The sequence below is a fragment of the Xanthomonas sp. NCPPB 3959 genome, assembly GCF_056675575.1.
The window spans coordinates 1-20,546 of sequence record NZ_JBWWVR010000028.1; the positions used below are offsets into that span (position 1 = coordinate 1).

The 20,546-nt window shown below is 61.4% G+C and carries 18 protein-coding genes and 1 pseudogene; 6 read left to right on the forward strand and 13 right to left on the reverse strand.

The window, feature by feature from the left end; genetic code table 11:
* The first annotated feature begins 270 nt into the window (after positions 1–270).
* Positions 271–687 carry a transposase gene (locus AC1KVG_RS20930; RefSeq protein ID WP_481095693.1) on the forward strand — a complete coding sequence of 139 codons (417 nt, stop codon included), beginning with the start codon at positions 271–273 and terminating at the stop codon, positions 685–687.
* Positions 688–705: 18 nt separating this feature from the next.
* On the opposite strand, the gene AC1KVG_RS20935 is transcribed toward AC1KVG_RS20930, so the two are convergent.
* The 6 genes from AC1KVG_RS20935 to AC1KVG_RS20960 all read right to left on the reverse strand — a co-directional run bounded on the left by AC1KVG_RS20935 (position 706) and on the right by AC1KVG_RS20960 (position 9,214).
* Positions 706–876, reverse strand: a complete 171-nt coding sequence (locus tag AC1KVG_RS20935) for a hypothetical protein (protein ID WP_481095694.1) — start codon at positions 874–876, stop codon at positions 706–708.
* 350 nt (positions 877–1,226) lie between these two features.
* On the reverse strand, positions 1,227–2,936 hold the full coding sequence (locus tag AC1KVG_RS20940; protein ID WP_481095695.1) for a GmrSD restriction endonuclease domain-containing protein: 1,710 nt from the start codon (positions 2,934–2,936) through the stop codon (positions 1,227–1,229).
* Between the two features lie 6 nt (positions 2,937–2,942).
* Entirely contained in the window at positions 2,943–3,941 is a 999-nt protein-coding gene (locus AC1KVG_RS20945) for a hypothetical protein (protein WP_481095696.1), read from the reverse strand.
* Positions 3,938–5,131 carry an AAA family ATPase gene (locus AC1KVG_RS20950; RefSeq protein WP_481095697.1) on the reverse strand — a complete coding sequence of 398 codons (1,194 nt, stop codon included), beginning with the start codon at positions 5,129–5,131 and terminating at the stop codon, positions 3,938–3,940. The genes AC1KVG_RS20945 and AC1KVG_RS20950 overlap by 4 nt, the downstream gene beginning before the upstream one ends.
* Positions 5,132–5,157: 26 nt before the next feature.
* Positions 5,158–7,845: a pyruvate dehydrogenase (acetyl-transferring), homodimeric type gene (gene aceE / locus AC1KVG_RS20955; protein ID WP_104551705.1), complete on the reverse strand. Its 2,688-nt coding sequence runs from the start codon at positions 7,843–7,845 to the stop codon at positions 5,158–5,160.
* A gap of 367 nt (positions 7,846–8,212) precedes the next feature.
* Positions 8,213–9,214, reverse strand: a complete 1,002-nt coding sequence (locus AC1KVG_RS20960) for an arabinogalactan endo-1,4-beta-galactosidase (RefSeq protein ID WP_481095698.1) — start codon at positions 9,212–9,214, stop codon at positions 8,213–8,215.
* A gap of 351 nt (positions 9,215–9,565) precedes the next feature.
* Between AC1KVG_RS20960 and AC1KVG_RS20965 the strand changes: the two genes are divergently transcribed.
* Positions 9,566–9,829, forward strand: coding sequence for a hypothetical protein (locus tag AC1KVG_RS20965; RefSeq protein ID WP_481095699.1), 264 nt, complete (start codon positions 9,566–9,568; stop codon positions 9,827–9,829).
* Between the two features lie 6 nt (positions 9,830–9,835).
* Here the strand turns inward: AC1KVG_RS20965 and AC1KVG_RS20970 are convergent, their stop codons facing one another.
* Complete coding sequence (locus AC1KVG_RS20970; RefSeq protein ID WP_481095700.1) at positions 9,836–11,158, reverse strand: XVIPCD domain-containing protein; 1,323 nt, start codon at positions 11,156–11,158, stop codon at positions 9,836–9,838.
* On the reverse strand, positions 11,155–11,754 hold the full coding sequence (locus tag AC1KVG_RS20975; protein WP_481095701.1) for a hypothetical protein: 600 nt from the start codon (positions 11,752–11,754) through the stop codon (positions 11,155–11,157). Before AC1KVG_RS20975 ends, AC1KVG_RS20970 begins: the two co-directional genes overlap by 4 nt.
* A gap of 283 nt (positions 11,755–12,037) precedes the next feature.
* Between AC1KVG_RS20975 and AC1KVG_RS20980 the strand changes: the two are divergent.
* From AC1KVG_RS20980 to AC1KVG_RS20995, 4 genes and pseudogenes are all read left to right on the forward strand, one after another.
* Positions 12,038–13,988: pseudogene (locus tag AC1KVG_RS20980) on the forward strand (SpoIIE family protein phosphatase).
* The gene (locus tag AC1KVG_RS20985; protein ID WP_023905273.1) at positions 13,985–14,416 is read left to right on the forward strand and encodes an ATP-binding protein; all 432 of its coding nucleotides are present in this window, start codon (positions 13,985–13,987) and stop codon (positions 14,414–14,416) included. Before AC1KVG_RS20980 ends, AC1KVG_RS20985 begins: the two are co-directional and overlap by 4 nt.
* The gene (locus AC1KVG_RS20990; protein ID WP_006452511.1) at positions 14,413–14,832 is read left to right on the forward strand and encodes an STAS domain-containing protein; all 420 of its coding nucleotides are present in this window, start codon (positions 14,413–14,415) and stop codon (positions 14,830–14,832) included. The genes AC1KVG_RS20985 and AC1KVG_RS20990 overlap by 4 nt, the downstream gene beginning before the upstream one ends.
* A gap of 93 nt (positions 14,833–14,925) precedes the next feature.
* The gene (locus AC1KVG_RS20995) at positions 14,926–15,549 is read left to right on the forward strand and encodes an HAD hydrolase-like protein (protein WP_481095702.1); all 624 of its coding nucleotides are present in this window, start codon (positions 14,926–14,928) and stop codon (positions 15,547–15,549) included.
* Positions 15,550–15,737: 188 nt separating this feature from the next.
* Here the strand turns inward: AC1KVG_RS20995 and AC1KVG_RS21000 are convergent, their stop codons facing one another.
* The 5 genes from AC1KVG_RS21000 to mdcG all read right to left on the reverse strand — a co-directional run bounded on the left by AC1KVG_RS21000 (position 15,738) and on the right by mdcG (position 20,544).
* Positions 15,738–16,457: a GntR family transcriptional regulator gene (locus AC1KVG_RS21000; RefSeq protein WP_183086634.1), complete on the reverse strand. Its 720-nt coding sequence runs from the start codon at positions 16,455–16,457 to the stop codon at positions 15,738–15,740.
* 79 nt (positions 16,458–16,536) lie between these two features.
* Positions 16,537–17,892 carry an SLC13 family permease gene (locus AC1KVG_RS21005; protein ID WP_006452514.1) on the reverse strand — a complete coding sequence of 452 codons (1,356 nt, stop codon included), beginning with the start codon at positions 17,890–17,892 and terminating at the stop codon, positions 16,537–16,539.
* A gap of 158 nt (positions 17,893–18,050) precedes the next feature.
* Positions 18,051–18,971, reverse strand: a complete 921-nt coding sequence (gene mdcH, locus AC1KVG_RS21010; protein WP_481095703.1) for a malonate decarboxylase subunit epsilon — start codon at positions 18,969–18,971, stop codon at positions 18,051–18,053.
* Positions 18,968–19,903 carry a triphosphoribosyl-dephospho-CoA synthase MdcB gene (mdcB, locus tag AC1KVG_RS21015; RefSeq protein WP_481095704.1) on the reverse strand — a complete coding sequence of 312 codons (936 nt, stop codon included), beginning with the start codon at positions 19,901–19,903 and terminating at the stop codon, positions 18,968–18,970. The genes mdcH and mdcB overlap by 4 nt, the downstream gene beginning before the upstream one ends.
* Positions 19,900–20,544, reverse strand: coding sequence for a malonate decarboxylase holo-[acyl-carrier-protein] synthase (gene mdcG, locus AC1KVG_RS21020; RefSeq protein ID WP_481095705.1), 645 nt, complete (start codon positions 20,542–20,544; stop codon positions 19,900–19,902). Before mdcG ends, mdcB begins: the two co-directional genes overlap by 4 nt.
* Positions 20,545–20,546 lie beyond the last annotated feature (2 nt).

Consider the following 20,546-nt stretch of genomic DNA (forward strand, 5'->3'; position numbering starts at 1 on the left):
GTCCTGCGTCTGGGTTGTCTGTGCCTGGCAACTTGTCAGCAGCGAGATGCCTGAGCAGACCAGAACACATAGCAGTAGTTGCCCGTATCGTTGCATGTGTATCCCTTCACTTTAAGCAAGACTAGCGAGCCGCGCGCCTATGGCTTTGCGTATTTATACACCGCTAGCAGCGATCGGGTTTACTTCCTACGCAAATTTTAAGCTGCGGCCTAATCCTTCGGCAGGGTGTCCTCGCTATCAGCACCAATGCCTTGCTGCGAGCCTTGCCGAGTGGCCAGGCTTCAGCATATCGATCTTCCCGGTATCCCGCAGCACATCGTGCAGCGCGGGAACAACCGCTTGCCGTGCTTTCTGGATGGTGCCGACCGATTGCGCTACCTGCACCTGCTGCACGAGGCCCTGCGCGCAACAGGCTGTCAGCTGCATGCTTATGCATTGATGGACAACCATGTGCACTTGCTAATCACGCCACCTGCAGCGGGACGGATCGGGCAACTGATACAACGGCTTGGGCGCAACTACGTCGAATTATTTAATGGCCGCCACGGGCGCACCGGTACGCTATGGGAGGGACGCTACAAAGCCTGCCTCGTGGACAGTGCGGACTACGTGCTTCGCTGCTATCGCTACATTGAGCTCAAACCCGTGCGCGCTCGCCTGACCGAGGATCCGGCGTCGTATCGTTAGTCCAGCTGCCCGGCCAATCTAGGCCAGCGCGGGCACTCCGCGCTGACGCCACATCCCTGCTGGCTTGCGCTTGGCAATGACCCGACTGAGCGATCCAACGCCTACCTCGCCCTGCTCTATGAAACTATGCCCGACGAGCTGCTCGCCAGCATCCGCCTTCATCTGCAGCAGCAGCGAGCCCTGGGCCATGACGCCTTCCGTGCGATGGTCGAAGCCAATACCCGTCGCTTTGCGAGCGTCAGGCCCGCGCATCGGCCACGCAAGCCGAGCGCCGCCGACTGATAAGTGAACCTGACCCCGTTATTTGCGACCCCGTTATTTGACGGCAGCGACACAGGCCCGCTATCAGACATTGCCGCACAGGCCTGTGCGACCAGTTCGCTAATTACCTCAGTCCCCTTTTGCCCGAAGCCGGGACTCGCAGCTCCGCGGGCGTCAGGTCCGCTCATCGACCACGCAAGCCAAGCCCCGTCGACTGATAAGTAAACCTGACCCTGTTGTACCACTCCATATATTTCCATGATAGCTAATCAACTAGCTCAATCATCCATACGCCCGTCCGCAGGATCCGAATCAATCGCAGTCCGACTCGGCGTCATGGATGTTGGCAAAGTTACACCAACTTTCTTCATGAATTTATTCTCAATCGAGCTGATAAACTCGAGACGCTTCTGTAGAAACTTATCGTGCTCTCCTGCTCTGAGCAAAGAAATCGTACTTGGATCTATTGCATGACTTAGCAGAACCTCATCTCGAACACTTTCATCGAGCTCCAAAAGCCAATTTTTGGCCTGCCCTCGTATAGCAGGCGCTACATCTAAGACCCTATTAGCAGGACTGCGTTGCAGATCTGCGCTCTGGACCGTGTAACAGACTTTGGACATGGATTCGGATCCTCTCTCAACGAGGAACGCAGTTGCCTCTTCTAGGCTGATCAACTCACCACTCGGTCTTTTCGGGCCATGCCCTAATAGGACACAAAGCGTTGCCCTCACTCTGGCGCTACGCATATCAAAACGCTGAGGAACCGCCAAAGCCGCTTCTGAAACGTCCATGTGCTTCAGCGTCACCGGTGACTCAGTACCCGACACATCGTCACGCATCTCATCTACCAACCTTCGCATCAACGCCGCATTGCCTGAACTGAACCAACCGGTAAATGATGATGCCCAGAACCATTTGGTCAAAAACTTGCGTTGATCATCAGTAAATTTCTTGTTGCGGCCAAAAAAAGCGGATAGCGCGACCAGCTGCATACTGTATGGCAGCATCCTTGAGTTTGCTACCCCAATTTCCTTCAAGAAAGCAACAGCCGCCTCCAATCCCTTGGAGGCCTCTATCACGGCATCTGGTAGTTGTGTTCTGACTTCTTGCTTTACCTGATCACCTAACCTGGTCCAATCAGTCCTATACAAATCCAGGTTGGCAGCCGTCAACACGGCGCGAAGTACAACCTCTCTATCAACTTCGCCAAACCCAGCCCTTACCAATTTAGATTGAACAAGATCAATCTCAGCCGCAAGATGAAACTGTGTCGAATCACTTTCTCTATAAGTCAGGGCAGAAAACATCTCATCTTGACCAATACTCCGCCCCTTCTTATTAAGTCGGGAGAAGCTTTCCACTGCAACACTCAAGCTGTTCGTCTTAATCTCCACCAACGGTATCCGATAGCTTTGTATAGCACGAGCCACTTCCTGTGCTCTTGCTGCCCAAATCAAGGCCTCCTCCTTAGACGCAGACGAAGAAAGCAACTTCTGAACTTGGGAAAACAATTTGACAGTATCAAGAAGTGATGGAACCGGCAGATAATTTACAGGAACAAGATCGTTGTCTCGTATATGCGTAAACGCATTTGCTTGTGCGTCAAAAAAAAGACGCCACCTGCTAGGATCTTCGTCGAAACCCGCATCCCATTGTGCCTCGTCAGCTAGTAAGACACCAACGAGAGTAGTGAGTCTTTGCTGTCCATCAAGTACAAGCCAAGTCTCCCCCTTATATTCGGGCAAAAGTAGGGGTCCGATGTTTGGGCGACTGCTAGGTATGGGCTGCGCGCCCCACAAGAACAATGTTCCTATTGGATACTGCCGCGCAATCGAATCAAAAAGATCCACAATATCTTGCCTACGCCACACGTACTCGCGTTGAAACTTAGGCACACGTAATCTACCCTCCTTTGCCCTCTTTAATAAATCTATAAGATGGATAACTTGCGGTGTGATTTCCGGGACGAAGTCAGCGGCATCCATATGATCTCAGAGCTCAATAGAAAATAAATTCATAATATCATCAAATTCCCCGGAGCCGTCTCTAGCTCGCAAGCCTGCTGCTGTAATTGTGTCCAAATATTCTCGATGCACCGTAAGCATCAGCCTTGGTCTTTTTGGAAAAAGCCTTTCCTTTAAAAGATCCAGGTGCGCAATCTCTGCCGCAGAATAAAATCCCGCTTCTACTACAGACTCCCTCTCTGCATCGCTCATCCCATCTTTAACAGGAAAATGATCTCGCTGCAAAGCAGTTCGTTCAAGGAGGGCTAAAAATCTCGGCTTATGAGACAAGTTTCCGTGAAATTTACTAGCTGCGATGAAGACCTCGTCCGGTATATAGTTTTCAGCCGTTCTTTTCTTTAGGACGTGAAATCTTATGTTAGAAGATACACAAAGATTTTTTATCTCATCAATCGAATTTTGGCTCAGATTCTTCGGATCAAGAGGCCAGCGATTGTCAGAATCACATATAACGATGAGCCTAAGAGCCTTATTAATATTAGCTTCAGAGAGAATGCGTGAAATCCGCTGAGGCATTGCATTAACTCCGCCAGCTGTAGTTATCTCGATGCCCGCCGGCGTAGCTTTAAAAGCGAAATCCCACAATTCGCGCATTTCCGGGGAGGCCAACTTATTTATTATTATTTCAATAAGAACGCCATCAGCCTCGCGATCTTCAACTAAAAGTGTAAGTGGGGTATAAGCAATCTTTCTTGCCTCAATCACCGCAGCCGGAGAATCAATGACTACATCCCCAAGATGCGTGCGACGCGAAGCTCTGTGGGTTGGAATCCGAGACGCCGCACCAAGGAGAAATCTCTGTCTACCAGGCCTAGCCTTCAAGTAAAAATCAGATTCTTTAAGCCTGTCGGCCCCTTTTATCTCAATCCTATGCACTCCGTCCTCAACTCTATCAATAATCTGATCTAGGAGCCTGAGAGTTAAATCATCTGCATTAAAAACATCTTCCGTGACTATAAGATTCATTCAGCACCCCCCCCTCCAATGCCGAGTTTCCGTTGAGCCCGACGAATTGCGGATACTTCAGCAAAATCTTCTTCGAACACCCCATCAGGCCACCAATCCATTTCACCATTTTCGTCGAGCTTTATTTCGCGCAACACGCTGCCTAGATCAGTAGGCTGTACAAAATATATTGCAACAGCTGCGGGGGGGATAACCCCTTCAGCTATTCTGCGCTGAACCCTAAGAAGAATTCCTTCGGAGTTGGTCTCTACGATTGTTTGCCCTTTGGTTACTAAAGCAGTTTTTATAAATAAATCTGCTAAGGGCGCCTGCGCAGCGGGATGTAAATGCAGCTCTGGCTGTTCAATCACATCCAAGAAGTCTGAAGTCTCAGCCTGTTGCCGCCATAACTGATGACACACCACCGGAAGCACTTGCTGCAACCCTTCTCCTGCCTGGGCGAGATTCGTAGAAACCTTTGATTGATTGGTGATGCGCAAACTAAAGCTCGAGCTATCTTTTTGAAGCCCGAGCCGCCAACCATCCAAATGGCTCTCGTACCAAAAGCCGACTTGCTCTGCCAAGGTCGAGTTTTCTCTAAGTAGAAGAGGAACATTTCGGCCTGAGGTGTCGAAACCTGCAAAAGGCCCATTCGAATAGTTCATCAAAATCGAAGACCGGACTGGTCCTATATGAACCATCTCATCCAATACTTTTGCCGCGGACTTGCGCCAATCATCCCATATCGATGTGCGAGGTAGAAAATTTAGCGGGGGATTATTCTCCAAATCTTCCGCAATTTGATATTCAAGCTTCTCGGGGGAAACCATTTTATACGACCAAAACTTAGGTGGACTTTCGGCCGAAAGTGCACCTGCGACAAATAATGTGACGTCGAGCTCTAGAGTTTTACCGCCACGCATTGCGCGAACCGAGAAGCGGGGCTTACTAAAGAAATCACCCCCAAAAGCTATATCGAGAAAATTGTGTCCGTATACTTGCCCTCTCACTTCTAAGGGCAAGACAAGCTCATCCTTGCACTCTAATCCGCCCAAAAGCAGTATGGGCAGTCGAGCGACCGTACTTTTTCCACTATTGTTCTTGCCTAACAAGAGAGTTAACGGCGCTAAACGCAATGCGTGCGCCGTCTCCCCGTCTCTTTGAGAGCCAAAGGCTTTGTAACTGTCGAAACCTATTTCTTCAATTCTCATTATCGACAGGCCTTTGTGCACTCAACTCAAACCCCAACAGGATTCGCCTTCTCAGGATCAATCTTGTACTGCTTGATCGCCCGCGCCACATCCTTGCCGGTCATCTTGCCATCCTTCGCCAGCGCGGCAATCGCCGCATGCGCGATGTAGTAGCGGTCCACTTCGAAGAACCGACGCAGGTTGGCACGCGTATCCGAGCGACCGAACCCATCCGTGCCGAGCACGCTGTAAGTCATCGGGACGAAGGCGCGGATCTGGTCGGCAAACAGCCGCACGTAGTCCGTTGCGGCAATTGCCGGGCCCTGGCGGCCTTCCAGCAGCTGGGTGACGTAGGGCTTGCGCTGTTCGGCCTCCGGGTGCAGGCGGTTCCAGCGTTCGGCGGCGAAGCCGTCGCGGCGCACTTCGTTGAAGCTGGGGCAGGACCAGATGTCGGCGGTGACGCCGAAGTCCTTGTCCAGCAGCTCGGCCGCGGCAATGGCCTCGCGCAGGATGGTGCCGCTGCCCAGCAGCTGCACGCGCAGCTCGCCCTTCTTGGGCTTGCCGGCGTCCTTGAGCAGGTACATGCCCTTGATGATGCCCTCGGCTGCGCCGTCCGGCATGCCGGGGTGGGCGTAGTTCTCGTTCATCAGGGTGATGTAGTAGTACTCGTCGATCTGGTCTTCCATCATCGCCTTCATGCCGTGCTGCATGATGACGGTGACTTCGAAGCCGAAGGTCGGGTCGTAGCTACGCACGTTCGGGATGGAGCCGGCGATGACCTGGCTGAAGCCGTCTTCGTGCTGCAGGCCTTCGCCATTGAGCGTGGTGCGGCCGGCGGTGCCGCCGAGCAGAAAGCCACGCGTGCGCATGTCCGCTGCCTGCCAGGCGATGTCGCCCACGCGCTGGAAGCCGAACATGGAGTAGTAAATGTAGAACGGCAGCATCGGCACGTCGGAGACCGAGTAACTGGTGCCGGCGGCCATCCACGAGGCGATGGCGCCGGGCTCGCTGATGCCCTGCTGCAGCACCTGGCCGGTCTGGTCTTCGCGGTAGTACATCAGCTGGTCGGCATCGACCGGCTTGTACTTCTGGCCGAACGGGGCATAGATGCCGATCTGGCGGAACATGCCTTCCATACCGAAGGTGCGCGCCTCATCGGCCACGATCGGCACGATGCGCGGGCCAAGCTCCTTGTCGCGCAGGGCGATGTTGAGGCTCTGCACGAAGGACATGGTGGTGGAATAGCTGCGCTCGCCGCTGTCCTTGAGCAGGCGCTCGAACTTGTCGAGCGTGGGCGCGACAAAGGACTTGCTGGCCTTGGGACGGCGCGAGGGCAGAAAGCCGCCCAACACGTTTCGGCGCTCTTTGAGGTACTGCACTTCCGGGGAGTCTTCGCCGGGGTGGTAGAACGGCACCTGGCCGTCTTCCAGCTGAGCGTCGGTGACCGGAATGTTGAAGCGGTCGCGGAAGTGCTTGACCGCCGCATCGTCCAGCTTCTTGGTCTGGTGGGTGGGGTTGAGCGCCTCACCAGCCGAGCCCATGCCGTAGCCCTTGACCGTCTTGGCCAGGATCACGGTGGGCATGCCCTTTGTGTTCACGGCCTGGTTGTAGGCGGCGTACACCTTGTGCGGGTCGTGGCCACCACGGTTGAGGCGCCAGATGTCGTCGTCGGACAGGCCGGCGACCATGGCCGCGGTCTCCGGGTACTTGCCGAAGAAGTTGGCGCGCGTGTAGGCGCCGCCGAAGGCCTTGCAGTTCTGGTACTCGCCGTCGACGGTTTCCATCATCAGCTTCTTGAGGACGCCGTCGGTGTCCTTGGCCAGCAGGGCGTCCCAGTAACCGCCCCAGAGCAGCTTGATGACGTTCCAGCCGCCGCCACGGAACACGCCTTCCAGTTCCTGGATGATCTTGCCGTTGCCGCGCACCGGGCCGTCCAGGCGCTGCAGGTTGCAGTTGACCACGAAGATGAGGTTGTCCAGGCCTTCGCGGCCGGCCAGCGCGATGGCGCCGAGGGTTTCTGGCTCATCCGACTCGCCGTCGCCGATGAAGCACCACACCTTGCGGTCGGACTTCTCGATCAGGCCGCGGTTTTCCAGGTAGCGCATGAACTGCGCCTGGTAGATGGCGGCCAGCGGGCCCAGGCCCATCGACACGGTGGGGGTCTGCCAGAACTCGGGCATCAGCCACGGGTGCGGGTAGGAGGAGATGCCCTGGCCGTCCACTTCCATGCGGAAGTTGTCCAGCTGGGCTTCGCTGATGCGGCCTTCGAGGAAGGCGCGGGCGTAGATGCCCGGGGCGCTGTGGCCCTGGATGAACAGCAGGTCGCCCGGGTGGGTGTCCGAGGGTGCGCGCCAGAAGTGGTTGAAGCCCACGTCGTACAGCGTGGCGCTGGAGGCGAACGAGGCGATGTGGCCGCCCAGGTCGCCCGGCTTGCGGTTGGCCCGCACGACGGTGGCCATGGCGTTCCAGCGGATGATCGAGCGGATCTTCCACTCCAGCGCGGAGTCGCCGGGGTTCTTGGCCTCGTTGGCCGGTGCGATGGTGTTGACGTACTCGGTGGTGGGCGAGAACGGCAGGTAAGCGCCGGCGCGGCGGGTCTGTTCGACCATGCCTTCCAGCAGCTGATGGGCGCGCTCAGGACCTTCTACATCGATGACGGCCTTGATCGATTCGAGCCACTCCTGCGTCTCAAGCGGGTTCGGATCGTTGTGCAGCACTTCGTTCAACCAGTTCATTAGCGCTCCCGGGGGGACACACCCCGCGGGTGTGTCGACATCGTGAATTCGTGAACCCCCAAGTGTACCGCACGCACCTGTTGCCATTCCTCGCTACGGGTGCGTATGGAATGGGATGGTGTTGTGCGTGGGTGGGTGTTGGCGGCGGGTGCCACGCATGCGGGCGCTGCTGGTGTACGACCAAAGGATAAGGGCCGCTGGCGGGCGATTGCCGAGCGCCAGCGCCAGGCTCGGCGCGGAATGGACCGATGTGCATGCACCGTAGGAGCGCACCCGGGCGCGAGGGGCGTTACCGGTAAAGCCCGTCGCGCCCGGGTGCGCTCCTACGGGGGTGGGCGATGGGTGCCCGGTTGCGTGGCGCGGCTGGTCAGAACGCCTGCAGCGCTTCGGTCAGTTGGCCGTTGTTGTTGACCGCGCCCATGGTGTAGCCCTGCCAGCCGGGGTAGGCGTTGGGTTCCCAATAAAACACGCCGAGCACGCGCGAGCCGATGGCGTTGCTGCGGCTGAGCAGGTTGGTGAGCATGGCGCGGGTGGTGGCGGCCTGTTGCCAGTCCATGCCGACCTCGGCCACGACCACGTCGCTGCCGTAGCGGGAGATCATGTCGCGCATGTTGGTGTCCAGGCGGTTGTTGTAGTCCTGCCAGCTGCCCACCGGCGGGTAATGCGACATGCCGATGACGTCCCACTTGCCGCCGGCCGAGCGCAGATTGTCGAAGAACCAGCGGAAGTTGGCGTTGTCGTAGCCGTTGGCCAGATGCACGATGACCTTGGCGTTGGGGTACACGGCCTTGGTGGCGTTGTAGCCGCTGTTGATGAACTGGCCCAGGTTGGCGAAGTTGGGCGTTTTGCCCTCGTTCCACAGCATGCCGCTGTTGATCTCGTTGCCCACCTGCACCCAGCTGACGGTGATGCCGTTGTCCTTGAGGTACTTGAGGATGCCCTGGGTGTGGCTATAGACATCGGTGTTGAGCTGGGCGACGGAGTGGCCCGCCCAGGCGGCCGGCTTGTTCTGCTTGCCAGGGTCGGCCCAGCTGTCGCTGTAATGGAAGTCGATCATGATGCGCATGCCCTGCGCGGCGGCGCGCTTGGCCTTGTCGAGCGTGTCGCGGCCATCGTTCCAGCCGCCGGACGGGTTGACCCACACGCGCAGGCGCACTGCGTTGCCGCCCACGTCCTTGAACAGCTTGATGAAGTCGGTGGTGTTGCCGGCCGCATCGCGAAACACCTGCGGCGGGTTGGCCGCGGCCTGCTGGTTGAGCCAGCTGACATCGGCGCCCTTGGCGATGCCTTGCGCGCCCGCGCCGGCGCTGACGAAGCCCAGCAGCAGCACCAACAGCAAGCGGCTATAGCCCTTACGAAACATGCTCATGAAACCCTCTCCCTTGATCGATGGATGTCGCGCCACTCGGCGCCTTGCCTGATCCCCCTGAATCTCACCGCGTGCTGTGCGGCGATGCGGGCAATGCCGCGACAGCCACGCACGCTGCGAAACGGTGGCGATTCAAACACGGCACTGCAACGCGGTTGCGCTCGCTATAGGTGCTGGGCCATTGCGGCATAGTTCGCGGCGGAAAAAACCTTGCGCCAGCGAACTGGCACTATTTTCACCAGCGCGATGTTGTGCGGGTGCAACAGAAAAACGGCGCGGTACTGCGCGAGGCATCTGATGCTGGCGCTCTGTCGCCGCAACGACACGCATGGCCGACCGTCTGCGACCGCAATGACCCTGAGCCTGATGCGATGCGGCAACGCGCTACAGGCCTGCCGGCAATTGGGCGCGCTGGTGGAAGCGCAACTCCTGATGCCCTGCGTGTTCGGCGCACTCAACGAACTCTCGCTGGAGGATCGGCAGCGATCAAACAAAAACGCCGGGCAAGCCGGCGTTTTTGGTGCAACGTGCGATGGAAGCAGTGGCAGGTTGAAGCGGCACTGCGTCACGGAGGCTGGTTGGGCGAATGAACACCACCGGGCCGCAAACGCATGACCGCACTCAACTCATCGCGCGGGCGCCCTGCTGCTGTTGCTGGGTCTGCGACTGCTGCTGTTCCAATGCCACCGACTGGCGTGCGGCATTTTCTGCAACGCGCTGGCTGCTCTGTTCGAGCGGGGTATTGATGGCGGTCATCGTCTCGACGCTGACGCGCAGCTGCGCGGGGTCGTCGGCACGGCCCTGCACGGCGAAGGTGCGCGCTGCATCGGGGCTCATTACCACCTCGTCGATGCGCTTGCCGCCGACGGCATGCATTTCCGATGCGAGCGAGCCGGACAACTGGGCACTGTGCTGGTCGGGTGTGCGCCCGGCGCGTGCGTCCTGCGCGTGCACGCCACGTTGCGCATCTTGGAACAGGCTATTGCCCACGTGCCCGGGCTGGTCGATGCGCAGCGAGGTGTGGTCGTTGCCATGCTCGCGCGCGTCGCGCTTGGCGGGCTCGCCCGGTGCGAGCGGGCCGCGGATGGCATCCACCGCGTCCTGCCCGAGGCCACGCGCGCTACGCGTCAGAATGGTGGTGCCGGTGCGCAGCCCATCCACATCGTTGCGGTATTCGTCGATCATCCGCGCGTTCTTTTCGGCCAGCGGGCGCGCGTTGGGATCGGTGAGCGCCGAGTGCTCGCCCAGGAAGTTGCCCAGCTTGTGCGCGCCCAGCGAGTTGCCGGCCGCCACCAGCGGGTAGTCCGGGATCAGGAAGTTGGCCTTACTGTTGCTGTAGCCGGCGCCATTCAACGTGGTGATTTCATCCGGCTTGGCATAGATGCGCACCTGCCCGAAATGCGGGGATGCCGCGCTCACCGGATCGGACGCCATGACGTGGTTGATCACGCTGTTGCCGCCTTCCGGAATGCGGTAGCTCAGGCTGGCCGCGCCGTACGAGTTGAAGGTCTCGCCCTTGAGGTCGTAATGGTGCGCGGAGACCTGTGCGAGCGCGCCGCCGAGGGAGTGGCCGGTGACGGTGACTTCGGGCGTGCGTCCCTCTTCCTTACCGATTTCCTTGGCATAACCCAATGCATGCTTGGTCAGCACCAATGCATCGGCTGCTTGCGGATTGGTCCGCGAGGTGACCATCGCCGCGTCGGTGAGAATGTCCTTGGCCGCGCCTTCGGTGCCCCGATGCGCGACAACAATCTCGCCACTACCCTCACGGCGGTAAATGGTGCCTTGGTAGCCATTGGACTTGTTGTTGACGTGTTCGAGAACGGCGTAACGCTGCCCCTCGATCGTCACGATCTCTTCCTGCCCCGGCGCGCGTCGGCCTACCGCGCGATCCTTATAGGCATCCTCAGACAAACCGGCATATTGCGGTGAAGGAATGCTCATGGCGCAACTTCCTTGGCAGCCAACGTGATGGTGAAGAGCTTGTCGCGGATTTCCGGCTTGAAGTCATCAAGTTCGAGCTTTCCCATGTCCGGGAAATCGCTCATCTCCGAACGCGGATAGCGCTCAGACCAGTAGTACTTCGTCTGCGGCTGCTGCGCCGTCACCGTCTTGCCTTCGATAAACGACAAAAAGCGCGTCTCTTCCTCGGCACCGGTGGCCTTGAGCAGCACGCTGGCACCACTGAATTCCCAATGGCAGACGCCGCGGCCGTAATAGTCCTCGTCCTGCATCAGGTCCAGATAGACGGTGCCGCGGTATTCGGTGTCGGAGATCTTCTTGAGCGCGAAGTCTTCCTGGCTGGTGATGCGCCCGGCAGTACCGGTCTCGGGCTGGATCTTGCCGCATTCGGCTTCGTTGCTGACGTCGTATTGCGCCGCACCCTGGACCAGGCCGAAGGTACCGGGCGCCTTGTCCAGGGTCAGCGTGACCTCGAAGGCCTTGCGCGGGCTGGGATTCAATTTGGCAAGGCCGCGACCGCCCGCCTCCACGTCGGCTTCTGCAGTGGCCTCGGTTGCGGGGGATGTGGTCTGGGTCATGCTGGTCTCCGGGGCGTTACAGGCCGTAAGCAAAAGGGCCAGCAGGCTCGGTGTGAGAATCAGGCGCAAGGCCGGCCTCCATGGCGATAAGGGGGCTCAATCTAGTCCGCTTGAGCCGGTGGGGTCAATTTACGGCAGCTGACGTGAGGCAGTTGTTGCCCGCCGGAAAGCTGCCATGATTCGACCTGTCCGCTAGGGGGAGCGCGTTATCGCCACGGGGTTCACATCGCCAGCCGACAACGTGGCCGTCACCCCGCGCGTGCACTGGCGGCGCAGCCTGCGCATGCGCGTGTTGCTGGCCGCCACCGCAGTGCTGGTGCTGCTGCTGAGCGTGCTGGGCACGGTGTTTTATCTCGGCGCCCGTGCCGAATTGGTGGAGGCGGCACGCACTGAAGTGGATGGTTTGACCGAGCAGACCGCGCGCAGCCTGGCGGCGATGCTGGATTCGGTGCAGGTGAGCGGCCGCACATTGGCCGCCAGCAGCGGTGCGGTGGGGCTGCAGCCGTTCAATCTGCGTGCATTGCTGCTGGCCACGCTCAGTGGCGACCCGGATATCGGTGCGGCGCGTTTGATCATCGAACCGCGCACGCAAAAAGCCGGCGATACCGGGTTTGTCTGGTACGTGCATCGCGATGGCACGCGCGTGCTGGAAAAATCGGTGCAGGAGCTGGGCGACGACTACCGCGCGATGCCGTGGTATCTGCGCACCCAGCGCGAAGGGCGTGCATGGTGGTCCGAGCCGTATATCAACACCAATGGCGGCAGCGAGTTGTACACCAGTTACAACCTGCCGCTGCGCCGGCCGGGCGATGCGGTGGATGCGGCGCCGGTGGGCATGGTGAGCGTGGATCTGCCGCTGCAACATCTGCGCGCCATCATCGACCAGCTGCCGCACGACATCAGTATCCGGCCGATGCTGTTGTCGCCGGAGGGGATGGTGATGTTCAGCCCCGACCCTGCGCTCAATCTGCATGACACGCTCGCTACCTACGTGGCGCGTTCGCGCCCGGATCTGGCACCGCTGCAGCGCGCAGTGGCGGCGGGTCAGCCGATCTCGTTCTCGCACACCGCGCCCGATGGCGAGCGCTTTCTGACCCATAGCGCGGCAGTGGGACGCAGCGGCTGGACCTTCGTGCTGTCCGCATCGGAAAACTACGTGCTGGCCGGCCTGAACTGGCTGGCCGCATGGGTGGCGTTGGCGGCGTTGCTGGGCGCGGCGGTGTGGTGGTGGTTGATGGGGCGGATCACGCGCACCTTGACGCGGCCGATCGAGGAATTGACCGATACCGCCGAGCATTTTCGCCGTGGCGAATTCGAGTACCCGCTGCGACATATCGAACGCGATGACGAAGTGGGCGTGATGGCGCGTGCGTTCGACAGTGCGCGCGGTGCGATCCGCGACCATATCGCGCAGATCGGCGAGATGACCTCTGCGCGCGAACGCATGTACAGCGAGCTGCAGATTGCGCGCGAGATCCAGCAGGCGATGCTGCCGTCCGGGCGCACCTTCGACCGCGCCAACTCGCATCTGGAAACCTGCGCCTGGCTGGCCGGCCAAGGCGGTGGGCGGCGATTTTTACCACTTCATCGAGACCGAGCCGGGGCTGTTGTGGTTTGTGGTTGGCGATGTCTCCGACAAGGGCGTGCCGGCCGCCTTGTTCATGGCGCGCGCGGTGAGCGTGCTGGAAATCGCCGCGCGCCGGCACACGCGCCCGGACGCCATTCTGATCGCCGCCTCCACGCGGCTGGCCGAGAACAACGAGCCGTGCATGTTCGCCACCGTGCTGTGCGGGGTGATCAATGTGGTGAGCGGCGAGTACTGGCTGGCAAGCGCCGGGCACGAGCCGCCGCTGTTGATCGACCTGGATGGCACGGTGCGGCCGTTGCCGCTGGAAACCGGTGCGCCGCTGGGGATCGAGCCGCAGCTGGCCTACCCGGTGCTGCAGGGCCGCATGAGCGCCGGGCAGACGCTGCTGGGTTATACCGATGGCGTGACCGAGGCAATGGACGAACATGGCGCCAGCTACGGGCTGGAGCGGCTGCTGGCCGCGCTGCACCCGCGCCGTAGCGCGGCGGCACAATGCAAGGCGGTCATCGACGATATCGCCGGTTTCACCGGCCAGGCCGATGCGTACGACGACATCACGCTGCTGGCGATCCGGCTGCGCCAGGAGCATGCTGAGCCAGTGGCAGACGCTGGCCGGGACGGTCCCGGAAAGGTAACGACCGGATGAAGCTCGAACTGGCCATCGCGCCGTCGCTGGCCCAACTGGCCGGCGCCAACGACGCGCTGGAAGACTCGCTGATGCGCGAAGGCCTGCACGAAGCGCGCATCGGCCAGGTGCGGCTGATCGTGGAAGAACTCGGCTGCAACGCGCTCACCCACGGCCAATGCGCCGAACAGCCCTTACGCCTGCAGCTGCAGCTGGACGCGCAGGCGCTGGTACTGGAGCTGAGCGACCCGGGCAGCGCCTTCGACCCGCGTGCGCTGCCGGAACTGGAGCTGGACGCGGCGCTCGACGATCGGCCGATCGGCGGATTGGGGTTGTTTTTGGTGCATCAGTTCGCCGATCACATCGACTACCGTCGCGATGGTGCATATAACGTCGTGCGTATCACCTTGCTGCATCCGTACGCCCCTGTCCCCGAGGCACTGCCATGACCACGCTCGCCATCCAGATCGACCCGCCGCAAGACACCCGTCAACGCGTGATCCTGACCGGGCGCCTGGACTCCCACACCTACCAGGACCTGGATGCGGCGCTGTCGCCACTGCTGGGCACCAGCATCGTCACCCTGGTGCTGGACCTGACCGCGCTGGAATACATTTCCAGCGCCGGCATCCGCAGCATCTTCAAGGTGCGCAAGGCACTGGCGACCCATCAGGGCAAGCTGTTGGTGACCAACCCGCAGCCGCAGATCCGCAAGGTCTTCGACATGGTCAAGGCGGTGCCGCTGAGCGATGTGTTCGCCTCCACCGAAGAGCTGGATGCGTATCTGTCCGCGATGCAGCGCAAGGTCATCGAACAGCACGCCGACGGCGACAACCCGATCTTGCCGCACTTCGCCGAAGTGTAAGCGGCATCGCCTGCGCGCACATGTAGTGGCGTGTGTGCGTATGGCGCATCAGCGGCATTGGGTAGGCTATGACGCCCTGATACTTGCGCTGCAATGCCTGCACTGATCATTTTCGATTTCGACGGCACCCTGGCCGACTCGTTCGGTTTCTTTTTGAGCACGCAGCGCGTGCTGGCCGAGCGGCACGGTTTCCGTGCGGCACAGGCGCACGAAGTGGAGGATGCTCGCCGGCTGAGTACGCGGGAGCTGCTCAAGGCCTCCGGGCTGCGTGCCTGGCGCGTGCCGCTGGTGGCCGCCGACTTTATCCGCCTGATGCGCGCCGCCCCACCGATGGCGTTATTTGACGGCATCGGCGACGTAGTGGAGACGCTGCATGCCAGCGGCACGCGCCTGGCAGTGGTGTCGTCGAACTCGGTGGAGAATGTGCAACGCGCCTTGGGTAAGGACTTGAGCGCGAAGTTCGCCGTGATCGATGGTGGTGCGCATCTGCTAGGCAAGCAACGCGCCTTGCGTCGCGTGTTGCGCGCCACCGGGTATGGCGCGACGCAGGCGGTGTATGTGGGCGACCAGATGGCCGACTGGGAAGCGGCGCAAGTGGTGGGATTGCCGTTTGCTGCGGTGGCGTGGGGCTATGCGCACCCGGAGGTGTTTGCCGGGTTGGCTGGGACGCAGTTGATTGAACGTGTGGATGGGTTGCTTGGGTTGGGTGTGCAGTAGCCCGGTTTTTCAATGGCCGGGATTTGGGATTTGGGATTTGGGATTAGCAAGAGCAAGAGCTTCCCGCCGCTACGTGCGGACGTACCCTCATCCGCCCTTCGGGCACCTTCTCCCGGAGGGCGAAGGGTAGGAGCGTCAGGTGCTACTGGGATCAGGCCAGCTGCTTTAAGCGGTTCGCCACGGCGGCTCTACACCCCGCCGACCCGCGGCAAGGGTGCCGGCACATTCAACATGCCGCCCGCTGCCACATACGCCGCCAAGGCCTGCCCCTGGCTCAACAGATGCCCGTGCATCGTGCGCTCTGCGCCCTCGGCATCGCCGCGCCGCACGCACTCCATCAATGCACGATGCTCGGCCAACGATTGCGCCATGCGTCCCGGCGTCAGCAGCTGACGGCCACGATGCATCTTGAGGATGCGGTGCAGATCGTGGGTGACCCGGATCAACCACGGATTGCCGGCGTACTGCTGCACGGTTTCATGAATCAGATAATTGTTGCGGTAGTACTCGGCCAGATCACCAACGTCGGCTGCGGCTTCCATCGCTGCGTGCAGGTCTTCCAGGCGTTGCACGCCGGCCGCATCGATACGCTTGACCGCATCGTGCGCGCAGCGGCCTTCGAGCATGGCCATCACCGGGAACAGCTGGTTGAGATCTTCCAGCGTCAGCCGCGTGACCCGGCTGCCACGGCCGGCGTCCAGTTGCACCAGACCCTCGGCGGCGAGCAGCTTGAGGCTCTCGCGCAACGGAGTGCGGCTGATGCCGAGTTCCTCGGCCAGGGCCGGCTCGTCGATCCACTCGCCCGGCGGCAACGCGTAGTCGTAGATCTTCTGGCGCAGGCGCTCAGCCACTTCCTCGTACAGCGGTACGCGCTTTTTGGCGGTGCGCGAATCAGGGGCGAGGGTCATGGCGGGCAGGTCGTCGGCAGTGGAGCGGGGGCGCCCATTCTACGGGGGCGCCCCACTCCGCCGCTGTGCGCATGCCGGCTCACAGCCAGCCCGGCACCACGAACAGCAGCCACGCGGTCAGTGGCCCCAACAACACCACCAGCCCGCTGTAGACCAGGAAGCGGCGGAACAGCGCGTCGCGCTCCTCTTTCGCCGCCGAAGCCACCACCAGCGCGCCGTTGGTGGAGAACGGGCTGACATCGACGATGGTGGAGGACACCGCGAGTGCGCAGATCACCCCGGCCGCGCCCAACTGGCCCTGCATCAGAAAGGGCACCGCCAACGGAATGGTGGCACCGAGCACGGCTGCGGACGATGCAAACGCGGACACGATGCCGCCGACATAACAGACCAGCAGCGCACCCAACAACGGCATGCCGATATGCGAGACACCGGTGCCGATGTAATCCACCGCGCCGGCCTTTTCCAGCACTGCGACGTAGGTGACCACGCCGCTGATCAACAACACCGTGGACCAGCTGATGCCATCCACTGCGCCTTTCTGCGCGCTGGGCGAGATCAATGCGAGGACCACAGCAACGGTGATCGACACCAGGCCGACATTGAGGTTGTAGATCAGCGCCGCGACACCCAGACCCAGCAAGCCCACCAACGTGATCAAGCGATCGCGGGTGATGGCGACAGCCTCCAGCGCCAGCGGATTGGTCGACAAGGTACCGCCGCCAGCGGCAACCAAGGAGCCATGGCCTTCGATCGCAAATGGGCGTTTGGAGGCCTGGTCATCGGCCACTGGCACGTATTGCGCATCCGCCAGCGACACCTCTTGCCGACGCATCAGCTTGAGTCCGCCGAACGCGCAGAAGCAGATGATCGCCATCATCAGGTTGAAACCAAGACTGGTGAGGAACACCGCCATCTCGGTGACGTCCAGCCCGGCTTTTTCGACCACCTTGTTGGTGATGCCGCCATACACGCTGATCGGCGAAAACCCGCCGCCCTGTGCGCCATGGATCACCAGCAGGCCCATCATCAGCGGGTTGATGCGGTACTGCTTGGCAAAGCGCAATGCCACCGGGCCGATGATGGCCACTGCCGCCGGCCCGAGCGCACCGAATGCAGTCAGCAACCCGGTAATGACGAACATCACCCACGGGATCGCCACGATGCGCCCGCGCACCGCGCGCACCGCCCAGTGCACCAGCAGATCGATGGTGCCGTTCTTCTGCGCGATGGCGAACAGATAGGTGATGCCGACCAGGGTCAGGAACAGGTCGCCCGGAAAGCCGGCCAGCACCTCCTTGCCGTCCAGCCCCACCCACACGCCGCCGATGATGAACGCCAGCGCGAAGGCCACCGCACCCATGTTGATGGGCAATGCGGTGGCGACGATGAACATGATCACCAAGCCAAGAATCGTTGCAATTTGCGGGGTCATGCGCCCTCCCAGACACCTGATACGCGTACAGCACGGATGGCCACCCGCCACCCAAGGGTCACGCCCTGTCAGACACCAGGAGCGGCCAACAACACCGATGCGCAGCTGCCAGGCGGTTGCCTGCTCGCTATGCATTGCTGGCCTGTCTTGGCGTTACCTCATGCCGCGCGCTCGCACGCGGCGGTGACCCACTCGACAACACCTTGGGTGCTGTTGAATTCGTCCACCGACCGCGCCTCGCAGTGCGGCAATACCTCCCGCGCCATGCGCGCCAATGCGCTGCCTGGCCCCAGTTCGAGAAACACGCGTGCGCCGCGCTCTGCGGCCTGCACCAGCACGTCGTACCAGCGCACGGTCTGCGCAATCTGTGCGGCCAGCGTGTCGATCACCAATGCCTGCGTGGTGACTGCACGTGCATCGATACCGGCCAGCACGCGCAGCTTGGGCGCAGTGATTTCTGCGGTTTTCAATGCGATGGAGAACGCGTCCGCGGCTGCGCGCAACCACGGCGTATGCGCCGGCACGCTCACCGGCAGCAGCGTGATGCGCGCGCCTTGCGCCTGCGCAGCGTCGCCAAGCGCCTGCAGTGCAGCGTGCGGGCCACCGAGCACGGCATGGTCGTCGCCGTTGATGATGGCCAGTGCCGCGCCATGGGTCTGGCATAGCGTTTCGAGTGCGCGCAGTGGCAGGCCGACCACCGCCATCAACCCGGCATTGTCCGGGCTGGCCGCGTCCATCAGGCGTGCGCGGGTGGCGGCCAGCTGCAGGCAGGTATCGATGTCCATGCTGCCGGCCACCGCATGCGCGGCGAGCTCGCCGACGCTGTAGCCGAGTGCCAGTAACGGGGTTGGCAGTTGCTCACGCAGCACCTGCCACTGCGCCAAGGTACCGGCACACACGAGTGGTTGTGCGATGGCATTGGCGTAGCGGCTTGGGTCTGCGGCAAGCGTTTGCACAGAGGTGCCAAGCAGCTTGGTCGCGGCAGCGAGCACGTTGGCCGCAGCGGGTGCATCGGTGACACGCGCGAACATCTCGGCGTGTTGGCCGCCTTGGCCCGGGCAGAGCACGGCGAGCGTCATGCGCTTTCCTGCACATGCAGAAACCAGGCACAGGCCAGCAGATCGGCGCTGCCGCCTGGACTCAGACGACGGGCAACAAATTGCTTACCGATGGAGTTCAAACAATTGCGCCACTGCGGTTGCGCGATGCCGCCGTCGGTGAGGAAGGCACGTGCTTGCGCTTGTGCGTAGGCCAGCCCTTCCTGCCCACCACGATGCAGCAGATTCAGATCGTCCACTTCGCTGACCAACTGCATCAGCGTCTGCGCCAATGCCGCTTCCCGCGTGGCGCCGCTGTGCAACGCAGCGCGCAGGCACGGCAGCGCGACTTCACGTAACAGCGGGTAGCCAGTTGCGGCCTGCTCGCGCACACCGCTGACCTGATACTGCGCACGCATACGCTGACCATTGCTGTGCGGATTCAGCGGCGCAGCCTGCAATGCATCGCGCCACACCTGCACCGCGTTGCAGACCGCTTCACCAGTGGGGCGGCGCCCGTACGCGACACGCAAGCGCGCCGCCTGCGCAGTGAGCAGGCCGAGGCTGAAAATCGCGCCGCGATGGGTGTTGATGCCGCCGGTGGCGCGCAGCATCGCCGCTTCGGCATCGATGCCGAGCTGACGCAAGCGTGCGAACGGGGCGTTGTCGATGCCGGCTTGCGCAATCGCGACAAAGTAGCCGCGCAACGCGAACAGGCTGCGCAGAAAGGTGGCCGCGTCCATATCGGTGTGGCTACCGGTATCGAACGGGGTAACCAGGCCAGGCTTCGGTGCGCAGGCCAGTTCTGCATGTAACGCGCTAACTGCAAGGCGGCCGAGTCGGTGCGCCAGTGGACTGGCAATGCCGCTGATCAGACGCGATGCGCCCTGCAGCGATGCACGATCTTGAATATCGCCATGCGTACATGCGGTCTCGGCCTTGGCATCGGCAACATCTTTCGCCAGCGCACTCATGCCGCGCTCCACACAGGGAACAACGCGGTGCGCGACGCCATCCGGCAGCCCTGATTGGATTTCACCAACACCTGCTGCGCGCTGCCGGCATATTCGCGCCAGTTCACTGCGGTGCCGTCGTCGGCCAGCAGTAATTCGCCGTCGGCGCGCAGGCCATGGCGTTGTTCCCAGCGCTGCAGCAGTGTCACCACCGCATGTGCTTGTTCGGTTGTTTCGATCGACCACAACAGGTCCAGATCCGAGTGCGCGTGCACATATGCAAGCCCGGTGAGCGCCTGCCATGCAAAGCTGCCGAACACGCGTGGCTGCAATGCATTGGCCCGGGTCTGCGCCAGCAAGGCCTGCAATGCCGGCTGCATGTCGCTGGGCGCGTGTGCGATCACGTCGTCCAACGGCAGCGGTGCGGTGCTGCGTGCGATATCGGCCACATTGGCTGTCAGCGCCAGACGCTGCTTGCCTTCGCTCGGCGGCAATGGCACACCGAGCCGCAGTGTGCCGGGTGCTTCGCTGCCGTCGCCACGCGCCACCACCGCCGGCAGGCCGGCAGCGAACCACTGCTGCAGCCGCGGATGCGCACCCGGCGTCAACGCCTGCCAGCGCGCGTCGGGGTGCAACCACACCAGTGCGTGGCGGCCGGGCATGC

What these genes read in the sequence shown, in the direction of transcription:
- AC1KVG_RS20935 (WP_481095694.1), bottom strand. Translation starts at nt 876, where the DNA reads ATGGCCCAGGGCTCGCTGCTGCTGCAGATGAAGGCGGATGCTGGCGAG.
- AC1KVG_RS20940 (WP_481095695.1), bottom strand. Translation starts at nt 2,936, where the DNA reads ATGGATGCCGCTGACTTCGTCCCGGAAATCACACCGCAAGTTATCCAT.
- AC1KVG_RS20945 (WP_481095696.1), bottom strand. Translation starts at nt 3,941, where the DNA reads ATGAATCTTATAGTCACGGAAGATGTTTTTAATGCAGATGATTTAACT.
- AC1KVG_RS20950 (WP_481095697.1), bottom strand. Translation starts at nt 5,131, where the DNA reads ATGAGAATTGAAGAAATAGGTTTCGACAGTTACAAAGCCTTTGGCTCT.
- aceE (WP_104551705.1), bottom strand. Translation starts at nt 7,845, where the DNA reads ATGAACTGGTTGAACGAAGTGCTGCACAACGATCCGAACCCGCTTGAG.
- AC1KVG_RS20960 (WP_481095698.1), bottom strand. Translation starts at nt 9,214, where the DNA reads ATGAGCATGTTTCGTAAGGGCTATAGCCGCTTGCTGTTGGTGCTGCTG.
- AC1KVG_RS20965 (WP_481095699.1), top strand. Translation starts at nt 9,566, where the DNA reads ATGACCCTGAGCCTGATGCGATGCGGCAACGCGCTACAGGCCTGCCGG.
- AC1KVG_RS20970 (WP_481095700.1), bottom strand. Translation starts at nt 11,158, where the DNA reads ATGAGCATTCCTTCACCGCAATATGCCGGTTTGTCTGAGGATGCCTAT.
- AC1KVG_RS20975 (WP_481095701.1), bottom strand. Translation starts at nt 11,754, where the DNA reads ATGACCCAGACCACATCCCCCGCAACCGAGGCCACTGCAGAAGCCGAC.
- AC1KVG_RS20985 (WP_023905273.1), top strand. Translation starts at nt 13,985, where the DNA reads ATGAAGCTCGAACTGGCCATCGCGCCGTCGCTGGCCCAACTGGCCGGC.
- AC1KVG_RS20990 (WP_006452511.1), top strand. Translation starts at nt 14,413, where the DNA reads ATGACCACGCTCGCCATCCAGATCGACCCGCCGCAAGACACCCGTCAA.
- AC1KVG_RS20995 (WP_481095702.1), top strand. Translation starts at nt 14,926, where the DNA reads ATGCCTGCACTGATCATTTTCGATTTCGACGGCACCCTGGCCGACTCG.
- AC1KVG_RS21000 (WP_183086634.1), bottom strand. Translation starts at nt 16,457, where the DNA reads ATGACCCTCGCCCCTGATTCGCGCACCGCCAAAAAGCGCGTACCGCTG.
- AC1KVG_RS21005 (WP_006452514.1), bottom strand. Translation starts at nt 17,892, where the DNA reads ATGACCCCGCAAATTGCAACGATTCTTGGCTTGGTGATCATGTTCATC.
- mdcH (WP_481095703.1), bottom strand. Translation starts at nt 18,971, where the DNA reads ATGACGCTCGCCGTGCTCTGCCCGGGCCAAGGCGGCCAACACGCCGAG.
- mdcB (WP_481095704.1), bottom strand. Translation starts at nt 19,903, where the DNA reads ATGAGTGCGCTGGCGAAAGATGTTGCCGATGCCAAGGCCGAGACCGCA.
- mdcG (WP_481095705.1), bottom strand. Translation starts at nt 20,544, where the DNA reads ATGCCCGGCCGCCACGCACTGGTGTGGTTGCACCCCGACGCGCGCTGG.